The sequence below is a fragment of the Paraburkholderia sp. EG287B genome (assembly GCF_040965595.1).
GTDB lineage: Bacteria > Pseudomonadota > Gammaproteobacteria > Burkholderiales > Burkholderiaceae > Paraburkholderia.
On sequence record NZ_JBFRCG010000018.1, the window covers coordinates 1 to 20,150 of the forward strand.

Below are 20,150 nucleotides of genomic sequence, written 5' to 3' on the forward strand. Positions count from 1 at the left end.
AGATTCCATCAGGGCCAGCGGATCATCTTGATCCGCACCACAGGCCGGATATAAGTCTGCAGCCTCGTCCTATCAGTCACACATCGAATATCACCTGGCAAACCGGGAGGCGTCCATATAAGACACCGTGCACGACATCGACCTCAAGACCCTGCGCCTTCTCGTGAGCGTGTGCGAGCACGGCAACATGGGGCGCGCGGCGCGCGAGGAGCACATCGAGCCCTCCGCCATCAGCAAACGCATCGCCCAGCTCGAAAGCGAATTCGGCGTGCCGCTGCTCACACGTTCGCGCCGTGGCGTGCAGCCCACCGCGGCGGGCCTGGCGCTGCTCGAGCACGCGCGCAGCGTGATCTTCACGCTCGAGCGCGCGGCCAGCGACGTCGCCGCGCTCGGCAGCGGCCTCTCGGGCAGCGTGAGCGTGTGCGCCTCGGCCTCCGCGATCGCCGAGGCCCTGCTCGACGATCTCGCGTCGTTCATGCGCCTGCCCGCGTATCAGAACATTCGCGTGAACGTGGAAGAGCGCACCTCGCACGAACTCGTGGAGCGCGTGCGCGACGGCGCGGCCTCGCTAGGCGTGTGCTGGGACAACGTGGAACTCGGGGGACTGCAATCGCGCCCCTGGCGCGAAGACCGGCTCGTGCTCGCCGTGCATCCCGAGCACCCGCTCGCGAAACGCCGCACCATCGCCTTCGAGGAGACGCTCGATTACGAGCACGTGGGCCTGCCGACCTCCACGGCCGTGCATACGATGCTGCGGCAGTCGGCGGCGCGCAGCGGGCGTACGGTCGCCTATCGCGCGGTCGTATCGACGCTCGATGCGGCGTTTCGCGTGGTGGCCGCCAACCTCGGCATCAGCGTCGTGCCCCAGGAGGTGAGCAACACCTACCGGCGCATCCTGGACGTACAAACCATCCCCCTCACCGACGCCTGGGCGCGGCGGCGTTTCATCGTCTGCTTTCGTGCGTTCGACACGCTTCAGCCAGCGGCGCAGCGTATGGTCGAGCATCTCGTGGAGCGCGCGGCGCAGAAAAAGCGCGGCGCGAAAAGCGACGCCTGATCGCGCGCCTCAAGCCGCCGCTTTCTTCGCGCGTTTGCGCGCGGGCTCGCGATCGGCGGTTTTCATCTGCGCAATCAAACCGTCGTGGTGTTCGCGCAGCACCTCGACGAATTCGGCCACGAGACGCTCGCGCGGCCGGTTCGGCGGAAACAGCAGGTACGTGGGGAACAGCACCGCCGGCGAGAACGGCCGGATCGCAATGTCCGGCCCCGCGAAATCGCGCGCGACGATGGGATGCGCGAGCGTCACGCCCATGCCGCAGCGGACCATCTCGCAGCAGATCGCCGTGTACTGCGCCTCGATGGCGAGCACGCGCTCCACGCCCGCACGCTGGAACACTTCGTCCATTTGCGTGCGCGTGCCGTCGCCGTGACACAGCGAGATGAACGATTCTCCTTCCAGATCGGCAGGCCGGATCATGGCCTTTTTCGCGAGCGGGTGCGAGGCCGGCATCACGCAGACGGCCGCCACCTTCGAAAGCAGTTCGACCTCGCAGTTCGACGCTTCGCTGATGTACACCGCCACGCCCAGGTCGCAGAACTGTGAACCGGTCCAGTGGTTCACCGTGCCCGACGTATTCACGTGCAGCGAGACCGTCACGCCCGGAAAGAGGCGGCGGAACTTGTCGATGGCATGCGGCACGAGCGTGAGCCCCGCGGAAGGCATGGCGGCAATGCGCAGACGCCCGCTGCCGAGATTGCGGATTTGCGCGGCGGCGGTGCTGAGGCCTTGCAGGCCCACGTACGCGCGCTCGACTTCGCGAAAAAACGCATTGCCCTCGCTCGTAGGAATCAGGCGGATGCCCACACGCTGAAACAGCGTGAGGCCGGTCTCGCGCTCCAGTTGCCCGATCAGGCGGCTCACGTTGGGCTGTGAGGTGAAGAGCGCCTTCGCCGCGGCCGTCATCGAGCCCGACACCATCACCGCGCGAAACGCTTCGACGTGCTTCAGATTCAAGGTGACTTCTCCTGGGCTTAACCCTGATTTGAGCCTGGTCCTTGCGCCAGGGCCTAACCCTGGTCCATATCATTCCCGTATAGGTTGGCATTTTATTCGTATTGGACGATATGGTCAGCCCGGCACAGACTGCGATGCATCGGCGCACTGTCCGGTTCGCCGTTCCCCACACTCGAATGGAGATCGTCGTCATGAAAGCCGCGATGCGCCGTCGTTCAACCATCCCCCACAAAGCGTTATTCGTCGCACTCGCCGTCGCCGGCTCGCTCGCTGCAGCCTCGCACGCCCAGGCCGAAACCACGCTGTACGTCGCCAACGTCGGCGGCTCCAACGAGCAGCTCTATCGTCAGAAGATCATCCCGGCGTTCGAAAAGGCGCATGACGTCAAGATCGTCTACGTAGCGGGCAATTCGAGCGACACGCTCGCCAAGCTCCAGGCGCAAAAAGGCCACGAGCAGATCAACGTCGCCGTAATGGACGACGGCCCGATGTATCAGGCGATGCAGCTCGGCCTGTGCGGCAAGCTCGACGACGCCCCGGTCATGAAGGACCTCTATCCGCTCGCGCACGTTGGCCCGACCGCCGTTGGCGTGGGGATGGTCGCGACCGGCATCGGCTATAACGAACAGGCGTTCAAGAAGCTCGGCCTGCCCGCGCCCGATTCGTGGAAGTCGCTCGAAGACGCACGCGTGAAGGGCAAGCTCGGCGTGCCGCCCATCACCAACACCTACGGCCTGCATACGCTCGTGATGCTCGCGCGCCTGAACGGCGGCGGCGAGAAAGACATCGACCCCGGCTTCAAGGCGATGACGAAGCAGGTGGCGCCGAACGTGCTTTCGTGGGCGCCCACGCCCGGCGAAATGGACGGCCTCATGCAGTCCGGCGACGTGATCATCGCGCCTTATGGCAGCGGCCGCGCGGTGGCGCTGCAGAATACCGGCTTCCCGCTCAAGTTCATCTACCCGAAGGAAGGCGGCGTGGCGCTGCAGGTGGCCGCGTGCTCCATTGCGCAGAACGCACAGCCGCAGCTCTCGCAGCAGTTCATCCAGTTCCTGCTGAGCCCCCAGGTACAGGCGCAGCAGGCGGCGGACATCGGCCTCGGCCCCGTCAACAAGACCGTCAAGCTCACGCCGGAAGTGGCCGCGCGCGTGCCTTACGGTCCTGACCAGATCGCGAAGCTCACGGCGATGGACTGGAGCACCATCAACGAGCATCGCACTGAGTGGACCGAGCGCTGGAACCGTTCGGTCGAGCGCTGATGCGCGCCCTCCCCGCCCCGCACCCAACGCACAGCGAGGACCGACGCTCATGAGCTTCCTCACCCTGCAAGGCATCTCGAAGCGCTACGGCGACTTCACGGCGATCGAGCAGCTCGACCTCACGGTCGAGCGCGGCGAGTTTCTCTCGCTGCTCGGTCCCTCGGGTTGCGGCAAGACGACGACACTGCAGATGATCGCGGGCTTCGTCACGCCGAGCACGGGCCGCATCATGCTCGACGGCCGCGACATCACTCACGAGCGGCCGGAGAAGCGCGGCATCGGCGTGGTGTTTCAAAGCTACGCGCTCTTTCCGCACATGACCGTGGCCGGTAACGTGGGCTTCGGTCTGGAGATGCGCAAGATGAAGCGCGCGCAACGCGCGGAGCGCATTGCCGAGGCGCTGGAACTCGTGCGTTTGCGCGGGCTCGACGCGCGCTATCCGAAGGAGCTGTCGGGTGGCCAGCGCCAGCGCGTCGCGATCGCCCGCGCGCTGGCCATGCAGCCCGAACTCCTGCTGCTCGACGAGCCGATGTCGAACCTCGACGCCAAGCTGCGCGAAGAGATGCATATCGAACTGCGCGCGATCCAGAAGCGCCTTGGCATCACGACCCTGCTCGTCACGCACGACCAGGTGGAAGCGATGACGATGAGCGACCGCATCGCCGTCATGCACCGCGGCACCATCGCGCAGCTGAGCACGCCGTTCGACGCCTACGAGCGCCCGGCCACGCCCTTCGCCTCCACCTTCCTTGGCCGCACCAATACGCTCGCGGGCGAAGTGCTGCGCCGCAATCCGCGCTGCGCCGAGGTCGAGGTCGCCGGGACGATGCTGCACGTGCCCCACGAAGGCCGCGAGGTGGCGGGCGCCGTGAACGTCTATATCCGTCCTGAAAAAGTGCACCTGGCCAACGGCGACGCGCGCCTCATGGGGCGCGTGACGACACGCGTGTTCGTGGGCAACCAGTGGCTGCTCGCCGTGGACACCTCGCTCGGCAAGCTGCATGTCGCCCAGCCCAACCACGGCGCACCGCCGCCCGAGGAAGGCCACGAAGTGGGACTCGCCTGGACCGACGACGATCTGCGCGTGCTCACGCGGGAGGGCACTCATGGCAACGCTTGACGACTCGCGTGCGGGCGCCGCGCCGTGGCTGCTCTCCGCGCCCGCGCTTTTGCTGTTCCTCGCGCTGCTGCTGGTGCCGCTCATCCTCACCTTCGTGCTGTCGTTCCATGTGTTCAGCGACCTCGCGGGCGTGCAACGCGGCTGGACCGCCACCAACTACCTGCAGGTCCTGAGCGATCCTTACTACGGCGAAATTTTCCTGCGCACGGCGGGACTCGCATTCGCCGTCACGCTGCTCTCCATCGTGCTCGGCGTGCCCGAAACGCTGGTGCTCGCGCGCATGCGCAGGCCCTGGCAATCGGTTTGCCTGCTGATCGTGCTCGGTCCGCTGCTGATCTCGGTGGTGGTGCGAACGCTCGGCTGGCAAATCCTGCTGGGCAATAACGGCGTGCTCAACAACGCGCTGCAGGCACTGCACATCACCGACGAGCCCATTCGTCTCGTCTTCACCATGACGGGCACCATCATCGCCCTCACGCACGTACTCGTGCCGTTCATGGTGATGTCGGTCTGGGCGACGCTGCAAAAGCTCGACCCGCAGGTGGAATGGGCCGGGCGCTCGCTCGGCGCTTCGCCGCTGCGCGTGTTCCGCCGCGTGATCCTGCCGCAGATCATGCCGGGTGTGCTCTCGGGCTCGATCATCGTGTTCGCGCTTTCGGCCTCCGCGTTCGCCACGCCCGCGCTGATCGGCGGACGACGCCTGAAGGTCGTCGCCACGGCCGCCTACGACGAGTTCCTCGGCACCCTGAACTGGCCGCTGGGCGCGAGCATTGCCGTGCTGCTGCTGATCGCCAACGTGGCGATCGTGATCGGCTGCAGCCGCCTCGCCGAACGCCGTTTCAAGCACATCTTCGACTGAGGGGGCCCCGCCATGAAACGCAACGGATTCCTCGGGCTCGCGTTCAACGCGCTCTTTCTGACCTTCATGCTCGCGCCGATCGTCGTGGTGCTGCTCGTCGCCTTCACGGACAAGGGCTATATCTCGATGCCGTTCGACGGCGCCTCGCTGCGCTGGTTCCGCGCGATCTGGCAGAACGGCGATATCGTCTCGGCGTTCTGGCTCTCCGTGCGCCTCGCGTTCGCCGCGGCCACCATCGGCGTGGCGCTCGCGGTGCCCGCGGCGCTCGCCATCGCGCGCTACCGCTTTTCGGGCCGCAGCGCGCTGGTCAGCTTCTTCCTCTCCCCGATGATGATTCCCGCCGTGGTGCTCGGCATCGCGTTCCTGCGCTTTCTCTCGCTGCTCAACCTGAACGGCTCGTTCTGGGCGCTTGTCGCCGCGCACGTGGTGATCGTGCTGCCGTACGCGCTGCGTCTCGCGCTTTCTTCGGCGGTCGGGCTCGATCGCGACGCCGAGCGCGCGGCGCTTTCGTGTGGCGCGAGCCGCTTCACGGCATTCCGCCGCGTGGTGCTGCCGATGATCCGCACGGGCGTGGCAGGCGGCTGGGTGCTCTCGTTCATCCAGAGCTTCGACGAGCTCACCATGACCATTTTCGTCGCGACGCCCGGCACCACCACGCTGCCCGTCGCCATGTACAACCAGATCGCGCAGACGATCGATCCGCTCGTCACCTCGGTGTCGGCGGTGCTGATCGTCGGCACGATCCTGCTGATGCTGCTGCTCGACCGCATGGTCGGGCTGGACCGCATCCTGATCGGAGAAGCCCGATGACACAAAACTCCACCGCGAGCCCCGACGTGCTCGTGATCGGCGGCGGCCTCGTCGGCTCCGCCGTGGCCTACGGGCTCGCCCGCGAAGGCGCGCGCGTGAGCGTGCTCGACGAGGACGACGGCGGCTTTCGCGCCTCGCGCGGCAACTTCGGCCTCGTCTGGATTCAGGGCAAGGGTTACGGCCTTTCGCCGTACGCGCGCTGGTCCCGTAGTTCGGCGCAGCGCTGGCCGCTACTCGCGCAAAGCCTCGCCGACGAGGCGCGCGTGGACGTCGCGCTGCGCCAGCCCGGCGGCTTTCATATCTGCTTCTCTGATGAAGAACTCGCCGAGCGTTATAAACGGCTCTCCACCCTGCAGGCCGAGATCGGCGATTATCCGTTCGAACTGCTAAATCATGCAGAGTTGCGCGAACGGCTTCCCGGCATCGGACCCGCGGTCGTCGGCGCGAGCTATACGCCGATGGACGGCCACGTCAACCCGCTCAAACTGCTGCGCGCGCTGCATGTCGCGATGCAGCGGCGCGGCGTACGGCTCGTCTCGGGCGAACGCGCCGAGCGTATCGTCGCGGGGCCGGACGGGTTCAGCGTGCAAGGCCGGCGCGGCGTGTATCACGCTGCGCGCGTCGTGCTCGCGGCCGGCCTCGGCAATCGCGTGCTCGCCCCACACGTGGGCCTGAACGCGCCCGTCGCGCCCAATCGCGGCCAGGTGCTCGTGAGCGAGCGCGTCGCGCCGTTTCTGGGCTACCCGACCATCAACGTGCGGCAGACCGACGAAGGCACGGTGCAGTTCGGCGACTCGATGGAAGAAGCCGGCTTCGACGACTTCACCACCACGCCTATCCTGCGCCAGATCGCGGCGCGCGGCGTGCGCGCGTTCCCGATGCTCGCCCATGTGCGGCTCGTGCGCATGTGGGCCGCGCTGCGCGTGTACAGCCCCGACGGTTTTCCGATCTACGACCAGTCCGAGGCGCATCCGGGTGCCTTCGTCGTCACCTGCCATAGCGGCGTGACGCTCGCCGCGGCCCACGCGCTGCGCATCGCGCCGTGGATCGCGGGCGGCCCGATGCCCGCCGAACTGCCCGCTTTCTCCGCGCGCCGCTTCGCAACCGATGCGGCTGCCGAACCGATCCTCGCTCACTAATCCCGCCATGACAGCTCAATCTACCCAGGCGCCCGCGCCGCTGTTCAAGACGCTCTCCGACGCCGAAGCGCGCGTCGATATCTCATTCAACGGCCAGCCGCTGTCCGTGCCCGCCGACCGCTCCGTCGCCGCCGCGCTGCTCGCCGCGGGCGTATCGCGCTTTCGCGCGACGCCCGTTTCGGGTGCGCCGCGCGCGCCGTTCTGCATGATGGGCGCGTGTTTCGAATGCCTCGTGGAGATCGACGGCGTACCGAGCCGCCAGAGCTGCATGGTGCCCGTGCGTGCGGGCATGCAGGTCCGCTCACAGGAAGGCGCGCGCGACCTGCCGCCCGAATCCGGCACGCATGCCGACACGCTCAAGGAGAACGCTCATGCCCGGTGATTATCAAGGCGATGCCAAAGCCGATTTCAATGCGCAAGCCGTCGATGTCGTCGTGGTCGGCGCGGGTCCCGCCGGGATGAGCGCGGCCACCCGTTCGGCGCGTGCCGGACTCTCAGTGGTCCTGATCGATGAGCAGGACGCCGTGGGCGGACAGATCTATCGCGCGATAGGCCGCGCCGACGCGCGCCGCAAGGCGATACTCGGCCCCGACTACGCGGCGGGCGACGCCATCGCCCAGGCGTTCGCGCATTCCGGCGCGCGCCATGTCGCCCATGCCAGCGTATGGCAGGTCACGCGCGAACATGCCGTTCACTACCTCAAGGACGGCAAGGTGGGCAGCTTCCAGGCTAAGCGCGTGATTCTCGCGAGCGGCGCGATGGAGCGGCCGTTTCCCATCCCGGGCTGGACCCTGCCCGGCGTGCTCACGGCGGGCGCCGCGCAAATCCTGCTGAAAAGTGCGGGCGAAGTGCCCGCCTCGCCACCCGTGCTCGCGGGCTGCGGGCCGCTGCTCTACCTGCTCGGCTGGCAATACGTACGGGCAGGCGTGCCGATTCGCGCACTCGTCGACACCACGCGCCATGAAGACCGCTGGCGCGCGAAACGCCACCTGCTTGCCGCGCTCCGCTCGTGGCCGTTCCTGAGCAAAGGCCTGCATCTGATCCGCACGCTGCGCGAGGCCAGGGTCCCCATTTTCGAAGCCGCCGACGATCTCGCCGTGGAAGGCCGCCAGGGCAGTGACGGCGTGCAGCGCGCAGCCGCGCTCACGTTCACGTCGCAAGGCCGCGCACACCGTATCGAAGCCGATGTGATCCTGCTGCACCAGGGCGTGGTGCCCAACACGCAGTTCACCCAGGCGCTGCGCGCCACGCATCGCTGGGACAACGGACAGCTTTGCTTCACACCGCAAACGGATGCATGGGGCGAACTGGACGTGCCCGGCATCTTCGTGGCCGGCGACGGCGCGGGCATCGGCGGCGCCCAGGCCGCGGCGCAACAGGGCGTGCTCGCCGCGCTCGCCGCCGCCGCACAGCTAGGCTCGATCGATGCAGCCACGCGCGATCGCGAGGCGGGTCCGCATCGCGCGGAACTCGAGCGCGTGATGCGCATCCGTCCATTCCTCGACAGCCTCTACCGCCCGCGCGATGCGAACCGCATCCCCGCCGACAGCACCATTGTCTGCCGCTGCGAAGAAGTCACGGCGGGCGAGTTGCGCGGCTTCGTCGGCCTGGGCTGCCTCGGCCCGAATCAGGCGAAGTCGTTCGGCCGCTGCGGCATGGGTCCGTGCCAGGGCCGCCTGTGCGGCCTCACCGTGACCGAAGTGATCGCCGAGGCGCGCAAGGTGCCGCCAGCCGAGGTGGGCTACTACCGCATCCGCCCGCCCATCAAGCCGCTCACGCTCGGAGAACTCGCCGGTGAATGACGCCCGAACTCTCCCTGCGAGCGCCGTGCAGGAAGCGGACGTACTCGTAATCGGCGGCGGCCTGCACGGTTCCAGCAGCGCTTTTCACATGGCGCGGCGCGGCGCGAGCGTGATCGTTCTCGAAGCCGACTACGTGGGCCGACATTCGTCGGGCGTGAACGCGGGCGGCGTGCGCACGCTCGGCCGCCCGCTCCCCGAGATTCCGCTTGCCCTCATGTCGCGCGAAATCTGGCACGCGCTGCCCGACACCATCGGCGACGACGGCGGTTTCGTGCCCTCCGGACAACTGAAGATTGCCGAGACCGAGGCCGAACTGGATGAGTGCCGCGAGCGCGTCGCGCTGCTCGAATCGCACGGCTTCACGCACGAAAAGCTGATCGACCGCGAGACGGTGCTCGAACTCGAACCGGCACTGGCGAAGCACGTGACGGGCGGCATCTGGGTCGAGCGCGACGGTTATGCGCTGCCCTTTCGCACCACCACGGCGTTTCGCCTCGCCGCGCAAAAGCACGGCGCGCGCTTTCACGAAGGCACGGCGGTCACGCGCATCGAGCCGCGCGGCGAGCGCTGGATCGCGCAAACCCCGCGCGGCACCTTTGCCGCGCGCAAGCTGCTCGTCACGGCGGGCGCGTGGGCGGGCGAGCTGGCGCGCCAGGCGGGCGAGCCGGTGCCCGTGCACCCCGAAGGGCTCATGCTGATGGTCACGCACCGCGTGGCGCCCTTCTGCCGCGCGACGCTCGGCGCAACGGGCCGGCCGCTCTCGTTCAAGCAGTTCGACAACGGCACGGTGGTGATCGGCGGCAAGCTGATCGGCATCGCGGATCTGCCGGGGCGCCACGGCGAAGTCGATTTCATGCGGCTCGTGAAAAGCGCGCAGACCGTCGTCGATCTGTTTCCGCATCTGCGCCATCTGGGCGTGAATCGCGCATGGGCCGGTGTGGAAGCGTTCACGGCCGACTCGCTGCCGATCATCTCGGCAAGCCGGCGCGCCGCGAATCTCTACTACTCGTTCGGCTATTGCGGCAGCGGCTTTCAACTCGGGCCCGCGTGCGGGCGCCTCGTTTCCGAACTCGTGCTCGACGGCGCGCCTTCGCTTTCGCTCGATGCGTTCGCGATCGACCGCTTCGAGCGCGCCGCAGTGCAGGCGCCGCTGGCCGGCGTTGCCGCGCATTGACGCCATCGATTCCCTCACCCTGTCTCGCCCTTGCGGCGAAGGAGCTTGCAGACACATGAACGATATCGTTCGTATCGAAACCAGTCAGCGCATGAGCCGCGTCGTGAAGGCCGCGGGACTCGTGTTCGTGGGCGGCCAGACGTCGGCCGATCCGTCGCCCGACGTGAAGATCCAGACCGCCGCCGTGATCGCGAAAATCGACGGCTTTCTCGCCAAGGCCGGCATCGACAAGACCCGGCTCGTCTCCGCGCAGGTCTGGCTCGCTGATATCGCGCGCGACTTTGCGGGCATGAACGAAGTGTGGGACGCGTGGGTGCCCGAAGGTTGCGCGCCCACGCGCGCGACCGTGCAGGCGCAGCTGGCGTCGCCGCAACTGCTCGTGGAAATCGCGGTCGTGGCGCTGGGTTAAGCGCCGCGCATGAGGCTGCCGGCGCCGCCATGAAAGCGCGTCGACAGCCACAGTCGAGCAACCGTAAAGCGACGACTCGGCATCGCGCGCACGCTGTAAGCGCAAGTTCACGTTCGCGCGGCACAATGGCGAGTCCACCCGAACTTAGAGGAGCGCGCGATGGCCCTTCCTTACGGCTACGTCAAGGCGAAAATTGTTTCCGCGCCGCAGTTGAAGGCCACGCGGCGGCCACACGAAGTCCAGTATCACCTGCACTTCGGCGTGACGGTCAACGGCGCGCGCTGGGACATCGCTGTGAACGTGGGCACCACGGACGCGGACGACCTGCTCAAGTACAAGCTCGTGTTCGACTTCAACCACAACGTGCTCTCCACGCTCGAGGGCGCGGCCGAAGGCTCGACCGATCTCACGGGCACCGACGCGCTGCCGGCCATCGACTTCGAGCGCAGCGACTTCCTCGCCAATACGGGCGCATGGCGCAACAGCGACGTGATGGACGGCTCCGACCAGGTGGAACCCGTCGCCTCGCTGCAGCGCCTGCTGTTGCGCGCGCAACAATCGTCGCTCGACGTCTACGTGTTCGGCCGTTTCTACAGCGAAGGCGACGGCATCCACGACGTCCACATGAACCAGGGCTCGAAGGGCGAGTTCATCCATAAGGCCGGCAACGACGCGAACGACCACAACGACATCTGGCAGGACGGCGCGCTGCTCGTGGATCTGGGCGACCCCGAATGGGCCTTGTATGTGGCGGCGTTCGATCAGCAATACGTGCCCACCGACAATCTCGGCAACCCCACGCCGGATTCGCAGCCGATTTCGTAAACGGCGCGCGGGCGCATGCCGGAATCCCGCCATGCGCCCGCTCGTTGAAGCGGATCGAACGTTTAGAAGTCGATCTTCGCGTTGAGGCTGACCGTGCGCGGGTCGCCCGGCGCGATGTAATCGGAGTACTGGAACATCCAGTAACGGCGATTCGTGATGTTGTCGATGGCCGCGCGCAGCGTCACGTCGTGGCCGCCAATGCGCGTGAAGTAGTTCGCGCCCACGTTCACGAGCATATAGCCGCCCGTTTCCAGATTGTTTGCCGGACGCACCTGGGTGCTGCCCGTGAACTTCGCATCCGCGGCCAGCTGCAGGCCCTGCACGTAAGGCACGTCGTAAGTCACGCGGCCCGCGGCGACGAAGGTCGGCGCGCCGGCTACGCGATTGCCGTTGTACGACTGGCCCTTCGCATACCACGTATCGAGCAGCGTGACGCTGCCGGCCACCTGCCAGCTTCGGCCCAGCCGTACGCTGCCGGCCGCCTCGACGCCTTCGTAGATCGAATTGCCGTCCTGCACGTAGACGTTGTCGGCATTCGCATAGGCCGCGCCGCGCTCGATGCGGAACAGCGCTGCCGTCGCGCTCCAGCGCTCGTGTTCGCTCTTGATGCCGATCTCGTACTGGCGCGAGCGCAGCGGACGCAGCATCGCCCCGCCGTTCGCGTAGATGCTGTCCACGATCGCGCCCTGCTCCAGCGCCTCGACGTAGCTCGCGTACAGCGTCGTGTTCGGCTCGAGCTTGTACATGAGCGCGAAGGTCGGCGTGAGCACGCCGTTCTGGCTGTACTGGGAGGTCTTTTCGCCCGTGGTTGCGTAGTTGTTCTGACTATAGTTCGTGTAACGCAGGCCCGCGAGCACCGACCAGCGGCTCGTGATCTGCATCGTGTCGCTCACGAACGCCGAGGCCTGCGTGATATCGCTTGCGCGGTAGGTTTCGAGCCCGCCGCCCGAATAGAAGCGCCACGGGTTGGGCTGATACAGATTGCCGTTGCCGAGCACCGTGTAAATGGAGTTCGACGCGTAGTTGTTGGTCTGGTGCTGGTACGCGCCGCCAATCACGAGTTGATGCGTGAACGGCCCGGTCTTCACCTTGCCCTCGAACATGCCCTGCCAGTAGATGTCCTGGTGGCCTTCGTCGCCGTTCCAGCGCGCGTCGGTGTAGTCGCCTTGCTGGTTGAGCAGCGTGAGCGTGCTCTCGTTGCGGTCGCGCGCCGACTTGCTGTAGCTACCCGAGGTCGTGAACGACCAGTCGGGCGTGAGCTGGTAACGCACACCCGCCGTATAGAGCTGCAAGTTGGTGTTGATGTGCTGGTCGGTGCCGCCCAGCAGGTTGCTGCCGCCGCTGATCACCGCGGGCAGGCTCGACGCCGAGTAGCTGCCCGTGTAGATCGCGGGCGTCTGGCCGCTGGAACGGATGGTCTGGTAGAGCGCGTTGAACCACACCTGCAGGTCGCGCGTGAGCTGGCCGTCGAGCGCGAGCGAAACCGAGTTGCGGTTGATATCGCCGGCGTTATAGGTCTTGCCCGCTTCCTTCGTGTAGTTCAGGCGCGCGCCGAACATGTCGTCCGGGCCGAAGCGGCGGCTCAGGTCGACGTGCGTGCTCAGCACGCCGTCCATGCGATAGCCCACGTCGAGGCTCGTGACGGGGTCCTTCTCCGGCCGCTTCGTCACGTAGTTGACGAGGCCGCCCGGCTGCGCGAAGCCGTACATGAAGCCGCCCAGGCCCTTGAGCAGTTCCACGCGCTCGAGTTGCTCGTAGGGCATGGTAATGCCGTACGAAATGAACGGATTGCCGTCGATGCGAAAGCCGTTCTGCCAGTCCACGGGCAGGCCGCGAATCGTGATGTAGGTGGCCCACGCGTTATAGGCGTTGCTGTTGTTGGTGACCGAGGCGTCGCCGGCAAACACATCGCCGAGCTTGTAGACCTGGCGCTCGGCCAGATTCTCGCCCGTCACGACGGTGGTCGAGAACGGCGTGTCGAGCTGCGAGCGCGTGCCGAGCGCGCCGCTGTTCACCGGCTTGCTCAGGTTCAGCGGCGAATCGGCGACCTGGCTCGCACTCACCTTCACGGCGGGCAGCGCCTGGTCCGTGCCGGTCGTACCGGTGGCGGCAGCCTGAGGCGGCGCCTTCTGGGTTGCGCTCGTCGCGGCGCTGTCCTGCGTCGACGTTTGGGCTACAGCGGCTTGAGCCGCCGCGAAAGTAAGCCAGGCCGCAATATGCAACGGCCGCGGCAGCGTGCGTCGCGCTTGCCGCGCGTGTTCTCGGTTGTTCATGTCGTTTTGGAAGGGTCGTCTCGCCAGTGCTTGCCAGGATACTTCAATGAGAAGCATTCTCATTTTCACTGGCGGGCGATATTAACAAACCCTTACGACTTTTCCTAGAACCCGCGGCTCATTCGTCAGTTTTGATGAATTCCCTCGAAATACTGCTCAAAACGGACTCAAAGCGGCCAGATAGTGTCTATTTCACGCAATGATTTCCGGAAATCGTCTGAATTGGACAGCTGGACGAAAGGTGGCGCACCCGTGCCCGGTTTGCTGCTTTGCGTGATGCCAGCGCCTGGAAATTCGCTAAGCCGCGACATAAAATACAGGCCCAGTCAGTGCATTCACGTGGTGACCGAGTATGAGACACGCTACGTTCCCCGTGCTGATCGTTCTGGCTTCGGTCCCGGCCGCATGGGCCATGGGCCTCGCCGCGGCGAACGAAAACACGGATCTGCCCTCTCCCCAGAGCGCGGCACCTGCCACGCTCCATTGGCCTCCCGCCTCCCCCTCGTCCATCCCGCCGGGCATTTCGCGCGCCGCGTTGCATACGGGGACTCAGAAAGACGACAAGACGTATTTCGAAGCGCTCCCGGGCGACGATAAGAAGCTCGACGACGAAGGCGCGCCCCTGCGCGGCGATCGTTTCCACTGGCAGCAGCCCTAGCACTCACACGCTGCACGCCTGCACGCCTGCGCGCGTACAATCATCAGTTTTCCTGATTATCGTCGACGGCCGCCAGCATCAACTGGCGGCCCGGCCCTCACTGCGTTGCGCGCTTACGCTTTCACTGCCGGCGCATGCGGCGGTGCGATCGCGGGCGGTTGTCCCGATGCAGGCGCCAGCGCATGCCCCGGATAGACGACGATCACCGGCCCCGGCATCGCCCACGCGGGCACCGCGAACAGCACCGGCATCGGTGTGGGCATCGCGAACGCACCGTTGAATGCCGCCTGCTGGAGCTGCTGCATCTGGGCCTGCATGGCCCACATCTGCGTGGTCATTGCGCGCATCTGCTGCAGCGCCCACGCGGGCGGCGGTCCGCCGCTGCTGCTCTGAACCTGAATGCTGCTGGCGCCGTTCGGGCTATGCCAGCTCCACGTACTGATCTTGAGCGGGCCTGCCGAGGTCTGGACCACATGGGTGTCGCCCTGAGCCGGAACGAGGTGGCCGTCGACGTTGACGAAAAGCGGCTGGGCCGCCAATGCGAGGGCCGGTGCGCACACCAGTGCGGCCGCCGCCATAGCAGTGCGAAAACGCATCTCATCCTCCATTGTTCGAGTCTCCACGCGCGGTTTGCGCCGGGAGGCGTTTTCTACTATGTCGAGCAAGACTTAAAAATCGCTTAAAACGCGTCTGCGCATTGGCATTAATCCACCGTTAAGAATCCGCTCCTATGCTCGATTTGCGAGCCGCCAGGCCCTTCGCCGGTGGCATCGCGGCGAACACGATGGAGGTCGGATCATGAAAACCGGAATCTATTCAACCGCGCTCGTTGCGGCGCTGCTCTTGCCGGCCGCTGCCTTCGCGCAAAGCGGCCACGCCTACACCCAGCTCGATTTGAACAGCGGCCCCGCGGCGCATGCGCAGCTTCCCGCCGACGTGCACGCCGCCGAAGCCCGCGTCGCGACGCGCAGCGGCGCCGACGATGCCACGCTCTGGGGCGTGGGCGGCGTGCCGGGCGCCACATCGCAGTCGGGCATGGGCACGCACTCGCATTCGCGCGCCGTGCTGTATCTGCACCACTGAGCCGCCGATAAACGGCCAACCGGCCAGCGACAACCGCACCAGGCTATCCGCGCCGCATAGCGCGCGCGAGGGCATGCCTGTGCTTCGGCCAAGTTGGAACGGCTCAAAGCGCGTTCCATGACATGATCGGCGCGTCCTGCAACTGGAACGCCATCATGTCCCGTCAGGTTGGTTCGCGTCTGCGCCTGAAAGCCCGCGTGCTTGCCGCTTCGCTCGCCTTGCTGGCTGCGCCGCTCGTCATCGATTCCGCACAAGCCTGCACGCGCGCGCTCTACGTGGGCGACAGCGGCCTCGTCATCACGGGACGTTCGATGGACTGGTCCGAGGACATGCGCTCGAACCTCTGGGTCTTTCCGGCCGGGATCGAACGCGACGGCAACGCGGGCCCGCGCTCGCCGCACTGGCGCTCGAAATACGGCAGCGTGGTGGTCTCGGGCTACGACATCGGCAGTGTGGACGGCATGAACGAGCGCGGCCTCTCGGCCAACGCGCTCTATCTGGCCGAAACCGATTATGGCAAGCCCAACTCGGGGCGGCCGCCGCTCGCCATCAGCCTGTGGGCGCAATACGTGCTCGACAATTTCGCCACCGTCGGCGAGGCCGTGAATGCGCTTGGACACGAGCCGTTCCAGATCATTGCACCGCCGCTGCCCGACGGCAAGCCGATCACGATTCACCTCGCGCTTTCCGATTCGCAAGGCGACTCGGCGATCCTCGAATATATCGACGGCAAGCTCGTGATCATGCACGACAAGGCGTACAAGGTGATGACGAATTCGCCGATCTACCCCGAACAGCTCGCGCTCGACACGTACTGGAAAGGCGTGGGCGGGCTCGCCTTTCTGCCCGGCACGAATCGCGCGGCGGATCGATTCGTGCGCACCTCGTTTCTGCTCGATGCCATTCCGAAGAAGCCCGATCCGGCCTATATGGCGGGCGTGCCGCAGCAGAACCCCAACTATCAGGCCGTGGCGAGCGTGATGAGCCTCATGCGCTCGGTGAGCGTGCCGCTCGGCATCACCACGCCCAACCTGCCGAATCTCTCGTCGACGATCTGGCGCACGGTCGCGGACCAGACGAACCGCGTCTATTACTTCGATTCCGCCACGCGCCCCGACACCTTCTGGATCTCGCTGAGCAAGCTCGACCTCAAGCCCGGCGCGCCCGTGATGAAGCTCACGATCGATTCGGGCCAGGTGTATTCGGGCGAGGTGTCGGGCAATTTCGTGGCGACGCCGTCGTTCAGGTTCATGCCTGCGCCCGCGCCTTGACCACCTTGCGGCGAGTCGCGCTTATTTGGCGAACAGCTGGCCGATGTCCTTGAACGCCTTGAATTCAAGCGCATTGCCGCACGGGTCGAGCAAGAACATCGTGGCTTGCTCGCCCACCTGCCCCTTGAAGCGTACGTAGGGTTCGATCACGAACTTCACGCCGAAGGTCTTGAGGCGCTCGGCCAGCGCCTCCCAGTCGCCCCAGCCCAGCACGACGCCGAAGTGCGGCACCGGCACGTCGTGGCCGTCCACGGGGTTGGTGTGCGCGTGGTCCTGCGAGGCCGTTTTCGGGTGCTCGTGAATCACGAGCTGATGGCCGAAGAAGTCGAAGTCGACCCACTGCGCGCTGGAGCGCCCTTCCGCGAGGCCGAACACGCGGCCGTAGAAGTCGCGCGCGGCTGCGAGGTCATAAACGGGAATGGCGAGGTGAAAGGGGGAAAGCGACATGCGTGTCTCCACTGTCTTCGAAAGCGATCCCGCCATGGTAGACAGGCCGAATCAAAAACAAAATCAATATATAATTTTCTGATATACAAATATTCTTGATGAATGATACGCGAACTCAGAACCCTCGTGGCCGTGGCGAGAGAAGGCACGTTCGCCGCGGCGGGACAGAAGATCGGCCTGACCCAGGCCGCCGTGAGCGCGCAAATGCAGCGACTCGAGGCGGCGCTGGGTTTCGCGCTGTTCGACCGCGAGGGGCGCGCCGCGCGCCTGAACGCGATGGGCCAGCAGATCCTCGCCCAGGCGCACGAAGTCATCCGGCTCTATGAAAACCTCAGTTCGAGCGCGGCCGGTCCCGCGGCGACCGGGCGCGTCACGCTCGGCGCAATCGCTTCCGTGCAGCGCGCGCTGGTGCCCGAGGCGCTCGCCGAATTCCACCGCCGTTGTGCCGGCTGCCGCACGCGGGTGATCCCCGGCGTTTCGATGGAGCTTCACAATCTCGTGGATGCGGGCGAAATCGACATGGCGGCCATCATCCGGCCACCCTTCGCACTGCAAAGCGACTTGCGCTGGACCACGCTCGCGCGCGAGCCGTTCCGGCTCATCGTGCCGCGTCACGTGAAAGGCCACGACTGGGCCGAGCTGCTGGCGACGCAACCCTTCATCCGCTACGATCGGGCATCGTTCGGCGGGCGCCAGGTCGACCGCTTCCTGCGCCGCATGCACTACACCGTGCAGGACCTGAGCGAGCTCGACGAACTGGAGGCCATCGTCGGGCTCGTCGCGAACGGCGTGGGCGTCGCGCTCGTGCCGCAAACGTCGGCGTGGCGGCGCTGGCCCGCCAAAGTGCGCGCAATCGATCTCGGGCAGCACACGTTCCACCGCGACGTCGGCCTCGTGCATCGCGCGCCCGGTACGCTGAGCGAGCCTGCGCGCCTGCTGATCCAGCTGCTCGAATCGCGCGCCCGTGAGCAACAGCCGGCGGACGAGGCGCCATGAACCCGTCATGCCTTGCACGCCCCCCGGAGAAACACACGTGAGCACTCCCGAACAATTGCTTTTCCTGCCCGGCGCCTCCGGCAACAAGGCCTTCTGGCAACCGCTGTCCGATCGGCTCGTCACGCCGGCAGCGCGCCGCTTCGTCGGCTATCCGGGTTTTGGCGGCGAACCGCCGGACCCGGCGGTCGCCAGCATCGACGCCATCGTCCAGCGCGTGCTGGCCATGCTGGATCGGCCCACGGCGTTGATCGCCCAGTCGATGGGCGGCGTCATCGCCGTGTGCGCGGCGCTCGAGAAGCCGCAGTTCGTCACGCATCTGGTGCTCTCGGTCACGTCGGGCGGCATCGACACCGCGGCGCTCGGCGCGCAGAACTGGCGCGCGGGCGACACGAGCGCGTTCCCCGAGTGGTTCGTCTCGTTCCATGCGGACCTTTCGAACCAGATATCACGCATCACCCAGCCGGCCCTGCTGCTTTGGGGCGACAACGATCCCTTGAGTCCCGTCGCGGTCGGCGAGCGGCTCAACGCGCTGCTCGCGAAATCCACGCTGCACGTGGTGCGCGGCGGCGAGCACGATCTCGCGAGCGTCCACGCCCAGGCGCTGGCGCCGCTCGTGGAGGCGCATCTGATGGCGGGCTGACCCGTTGCCCTGCGGGACGCAGCGACAGTCGTTTCGACCAAATTCGCCGAAAAATACATTAAAAATAACTGGACGAAAATCAATACGATTGTACAAACCACTAGACCGTCGCCATCCAACCCACAGGAACGCCTATGCCGCGCCCCATCGTCGCCCGCATTCAACCCGACGCCATCCGTCACAACCTGCAGCTCGTAAAGCAGATCGCGGCCGGCTCGCGCGCCTTCGCCGTGATCAAGGCCAACGCGTACGGTCACGGCATCGAGCGCATCTATCCGGCGCTCGCGGGCGCCGACGGCATCGCCCTGCTCGACCTCGATGAAGCCGTGCGCGTGCGCGAACTGGGCTGGACCAAACCGCTGCTGCTGCTCGAAGGCGTGTTCGAACCCGCCGACATCGAGCTGGCCGCAGCGCACCGGCTCACCGTGGCCGTGCATTGCGACGAGCAGCTCGATCTGCTCGCGGCAGCGAAGCCGCAGCAGCCCATCGATATCCAGCTGAAGATGAACTCGGGCATGAACCGCCTGGGTTTCCGTCCCCATGCGTATCGCGCCGCGTGGGAACGCGCACGCGGCATTGCGTCGATCGGCGCGATCGGCCTCATGACACACTTCGCGAACGCCGACGACGGCCACATCGACTGGCAGCTCGACACCTTCGACGCGGCGGTGCAGGGTATTCCCGGCGAGCAGTCGGTGTCGAATTCGGCGGGCGTGCTCTGGCACCCGCGCGCGCATCGCGACTGGGTGCGCCCCGGCACGATCCTCTATGGCGCGTCGCCCACGGGCGTGGCGCGGCATCTGGAAGGCTTCGGGCTGCGTTCGGCCATGACGCTCACGAGCCGCATCATCGGCGTGCAGACGCTCGCGCCGCAGGAAACCATCGGCTACGGCCGCACCTTCGAGGTCGACCGGCCCATGCGCATCGGCGTGGTGGCGTGCGGCTATGCGGACGGTTATCCGCGCCACGCGCCCACCGGCACGCCGATTGCCGTGGACGGCGTGCGCACGCGCGTGGTCGGGCGCGTCTCGATGGACATGCTCACGGTCGATCTCACGCCGTGCCCGCAGGCGGGCATCGGTTCGAGCGTCGAGCTGTGGGGCGACCAGGTGCGCGTGGACGAAGTGGCCGAAGCGTCGGGCACGATTGGCTACGAGCTGATGTGCGCACTCGCGCCGCGCGTGCCGGTGGTCGTGGCCGACGGTGCGGATACGGCCCGCGCCGCGCAAATACACGGCGAGCGCGTGGCAGCCTGACGACGCCGAAAGCTCGCTGACGAAATTTCGTCAAACTTCCGGTTGAGCCCCGGCCTTGCGTCACCTATTTTGTGTTGAAACGCGCGGCGCATCGCACGCCGCGCGCCGCCAACAC

At 66.4% G+C, this 20,150-nt stretch carries 21 protein-coding genes; 17 read left to right on the plus strand and 4 right to left on the minus strand.

From position 1 onward, the window contains the following. Nucleotides 1-127: 127 nt before the first annotated feature. A complete protein-coding gene (locus tag AB4Y40_RS30345; protein ID WP_368690995.1) occupies nt 128-1,057 on the plus strand; it encodes a LysR family transcriptional regulator in 930 nt (309 codons plus the stop codon). A gap of 9 nt (nt 1,058-1,066) precedes the next feature. Here the strand turns inward: AB4Y40_RS30345 and AB4Y40_RS30350 are convergent, their stop codons facing one another. Further along, nucleotides 1,067-2,014, minus strand: a complete 948-nt coding sequence (locus AB4Y40_RS30350; RefSeq protein WP_368690996.1) for a LysR substrate-binding domain-containing protein — start codon at nt 2,012-2,014, stop codon at nt 1,067-1,069. A gap of 191 nt (nt 2,015-2,205) precedes the next feature. Here AB4Y40_RS30350 and AB4Y40_RS30355 point away from each other — a divergent pair, with 191 nt between their 5' ends. From AB4Y40_RS30355 to AB4Y40_RS30400, 10 genes are all read left to right on the plus strand, one after another. After that, on the plus strand, nt 2,206-3,273 hold the full coding sequence (locus tag AB4Y40_RS30355; protein WP_368690997.1) for an ABC transporter substrate-binding protein: 1,068 nt from the start codon (nt 2,206-2,208) through the stop codon (nt 3,271-3,273). A 49-nt stretch (nt 3,274-3,322) separates the two neighbouring features. After that, nucleotides 3,323-4,393 carry an ABC transporter ATP-binding protein gene (locus AB4Y40_RS30360; RefSeq protein WP_368690998.1) on the plus strand — a complete coding sequence of 357 codons (1,071 nt, stop codon included), beginning with the start codon at nt 3,323-3,325 and terminating at the stop codon, nt 4,391-4,393. Then, a complete protein-coding gene (locus AB4Y40_RS30365) occupies nt 4,380-5,252 on the plus strand; it encodes an ABC transporter permease (RefSeq protein WP_368690999.1) in 873 nt (290 codons plus the stop codon). The genes AB4Y40_RS30360 and AB4Y40_RS30365 overlap by 14 nt, the downstream gene beginning before the upstream one ends. A 12-nt stretch (nt 5,253-5,264) precedes the next feature. Next, a complete protein-coding gene (locus tag AB4Y40_RS30370; RefSeq protein WP_368691000.1) occupies nt 5,265-6,062 on the plus strand; it encodes an ABC transporter permease in 798 nt (265 codons plus the stop codon). Beyond that, complete coding sequence (locus tag AB4Y40_RS30375; RefSeq protein WP_368691001.1) at nt 6,059-7,201, plus strand: NAD(P)/FAD-dependent oxidoreductase; 1,143 nt, start codon at nt 6,059-6,061, stop codon at nt 7,199-7,201. The genes AB4Y40_RS30370 and AB4Y40_RS30375 overlap by 4 nt, the downstream gene beginning before the upstream one ends. A 7-nt stretch (nt 7,202-7,208) precedes the next feature. Further along, nucleotides 7,209-7,583: a (2Fe-2S)-binding protein gene (locus AB4Y40_RS30380; protein ID WP_368691002.1), complete on the plus strand. Its 375-nt coding sequence runs from the start codon at nt 7,209-7,211 to the stop codon at nt 7,581-7,583. Continuing rightward, nucleotides 7,573-9,003: an FAD-dependent oxidoreductase gene (locus tag AB4Y40_RS30385; RefSeq protein WP_368691003.1), complete on the plus strand. Its 1,431-nt coding sequence runs from the start codon at nt 7,573-7,575 to the stop codon at nt 9,001-9,003. Before AB4Y40_RS30380 ends, AB4Y40_RS30385 begins: the two co-directional genes overlap by 11 nt. Then, on the plus strand, nt 8,996-10,177 hold the full coding sequence (locus AB4Y40_RS30390) for an NAD(P)/FAD-dependent oxidoreductase (RefSeq protein WP_368691004.1): 1,182 nt from the start codon (nt 8,996-8,998) through the stop codon (nt 10,175-10,177). Before AB4Y40_RS30385 ends, AB4Y40_RS30390 begins: the two co-directional genes overlap by 8 nt. Before the next feature lie 55 nt (nt 10,178-10,232). Continuing rightward, the gene (locus AB4Y40_RS30395; RefSeq protein WP_368691005.1) at nt 10,233-10,586 is read left to right on the plus strand and encodes a RidA family protein; all 354 of its coding nucleotides are present in this window, start codon (nt 10,233-10,235) and stop codon (nt 10,584-10,586) included. Nucleotides 10,587-10,745: 159 nt separating this feature from the next. After that, entirely contained in the window at nt 10,746-11,411 is a 666-nt protein-coding gene (locus AB4Y40_RS30400) for a DUF2278 family protein (protein ID WP_368691006.1), read from the plus strand. A gap of 62 nt (nt 11,412-11,473) precedes the next feature. On the opposite strand, the gene AB4Y40_RS30405 is transcribed toward AB4Y40_RS30400, so the two are convergent. Continuing rightward, the gene (locus AB4Y40_RS30405; protein WP_368691007.1) at nt 11,474-13,684 is read right to left on the minus strand and encodes a TonB-dependent siderophore receptor; all 2,211 of its coding nucleotides are present in this window, start codon (nt 13,682-13,684) and stop codon (nt 11,474-11,476) included. Nucleotides 13,685-14,036: 352 nt separating this feature from the next. Here AB4Y40_RS30405 and AB4Y40_RS30410 point away from each other — a divergent pair, with 352 nt between their 5' ends. Next, on the plus strand, nt 14,037-14,342 hold the full coding sequence (locus tag AB4Y40_RS30410) for a hypothetical protein (protein WP_368691008.1): 306 nt from the start codon (nt 14,037-14,039) through the stop codon (nt 14,340-14,342). A 113-nt stretch (nt 14,343-14,455) separates the two neighbouring features. On the opposite strand, the gene AB4Y40_RS30415 is transcribed toward AB4Y40_RS30410, so the two are convergent. Continuing rightward, nucleotides 14,456-14,938, minus strand: a complete 483-nt coding sequence (locus AB4Y40_RS30415; RefSeq protein WP_368691009.1) for a hypothetical protein — start codon at nt 14,936-14,938, stop codon at nt 14,456-14,458. A gap of 202 nt (nt 14,939-15,140) precedes the next feature. On the opposite strand from AB4Y40_RS30415, the gene AB4Y40_RS30420 reads away from it, so the two are divergent. Together AB4Y40_RS30420 and AB4Y40_RS30425 are read left to right on the plus strand one after the other, a co-directional pair. Further along, entirely contained in the window at nt 15,141-15,425 is a 285-nt protein-coding gene (locus AB4Y40_RS30420) for a hypothetical protein (RefSeq protein WP_368691010.1), read from the plus strand. Between the two features lie 155 nt (nt 15,426-15,580). Further along, nucleotides 15,581-16,696: a linear amide C-N hydrolase gene (locus tag AB4Y40_RS30425; protein WP_368691011.1), complete on the plus strand. Its 1,116-nt coding sequence runs from the start codon at nt 15,581-15,583 to the stop codon at nt 16,694-16,696. A gap of 21 nt (nt 16,697-16,717) precedes the next feature. Here AB4Y40_RS30425 and AB4Y40_RS30430 read toward each other — a convergent pair whose 3' ends face one another. Then, the gene (locus AB4Y40_RS30430; protein ID WP_342921987.1) at nt 16,718-17,143 is read right to left on the minus strand and encodes a VOC family protein; all 426 of its coding nucleotides are present in this window, start codon (nt 17,141-17,143) and stop codon (nt 16,718-16,720) included. Between the two features lie 102 nt (nt 17,144-17,245). On the opposite strand from AB4Y40_RS30430, the gene AB4Y40_RS30435 reads away from it, so the two are divergent. The 3 genes from AB4Y40_RS30435 to alr all read left to right on the plus strand — a co-directional run bounded on the left by AB4Y40_RS30435 (nt 17,246) and on the right by alr (nt 20,035). Continuing rightward, nucleotides 17,246-18,139 (plus strand): LysR family transcriptional regulator, encoded by an 894-nt coding sequence (locus tag AB4Y40_RS30435; RefSeq protein ID WP_368691012.1) that lies wholly within the window; start codon nt 17,246-17,248, stop codon nt 18,137-18,139. 37 nt (nt 18,140-18,176) lie between these two features. Beyond that, complete coding sequence (locus tag AB4Y40_RS30440) at nt 18,177-18,779, plus strand: alpha/beta fold hydrolase (RefSeq protein WP_368691013.1); 603 nt, start codon at nt 18,177-18,179, stop codon at nt 18,777-18,779. Nucleotides 18,780-18,913: 134 nt separating this feature from the next. Further along, entirely contained in the window at nt 18,914-20,035 is a 1,122-nt protein-coding gene (alr, locus tag AB4Y40_RS30445) for an alanine racemase (protein WP_368691014.1), read from the plus strand. The last annotated feature ends 115 nt before the right edge of the window (nt 20,036-20,150 follow it).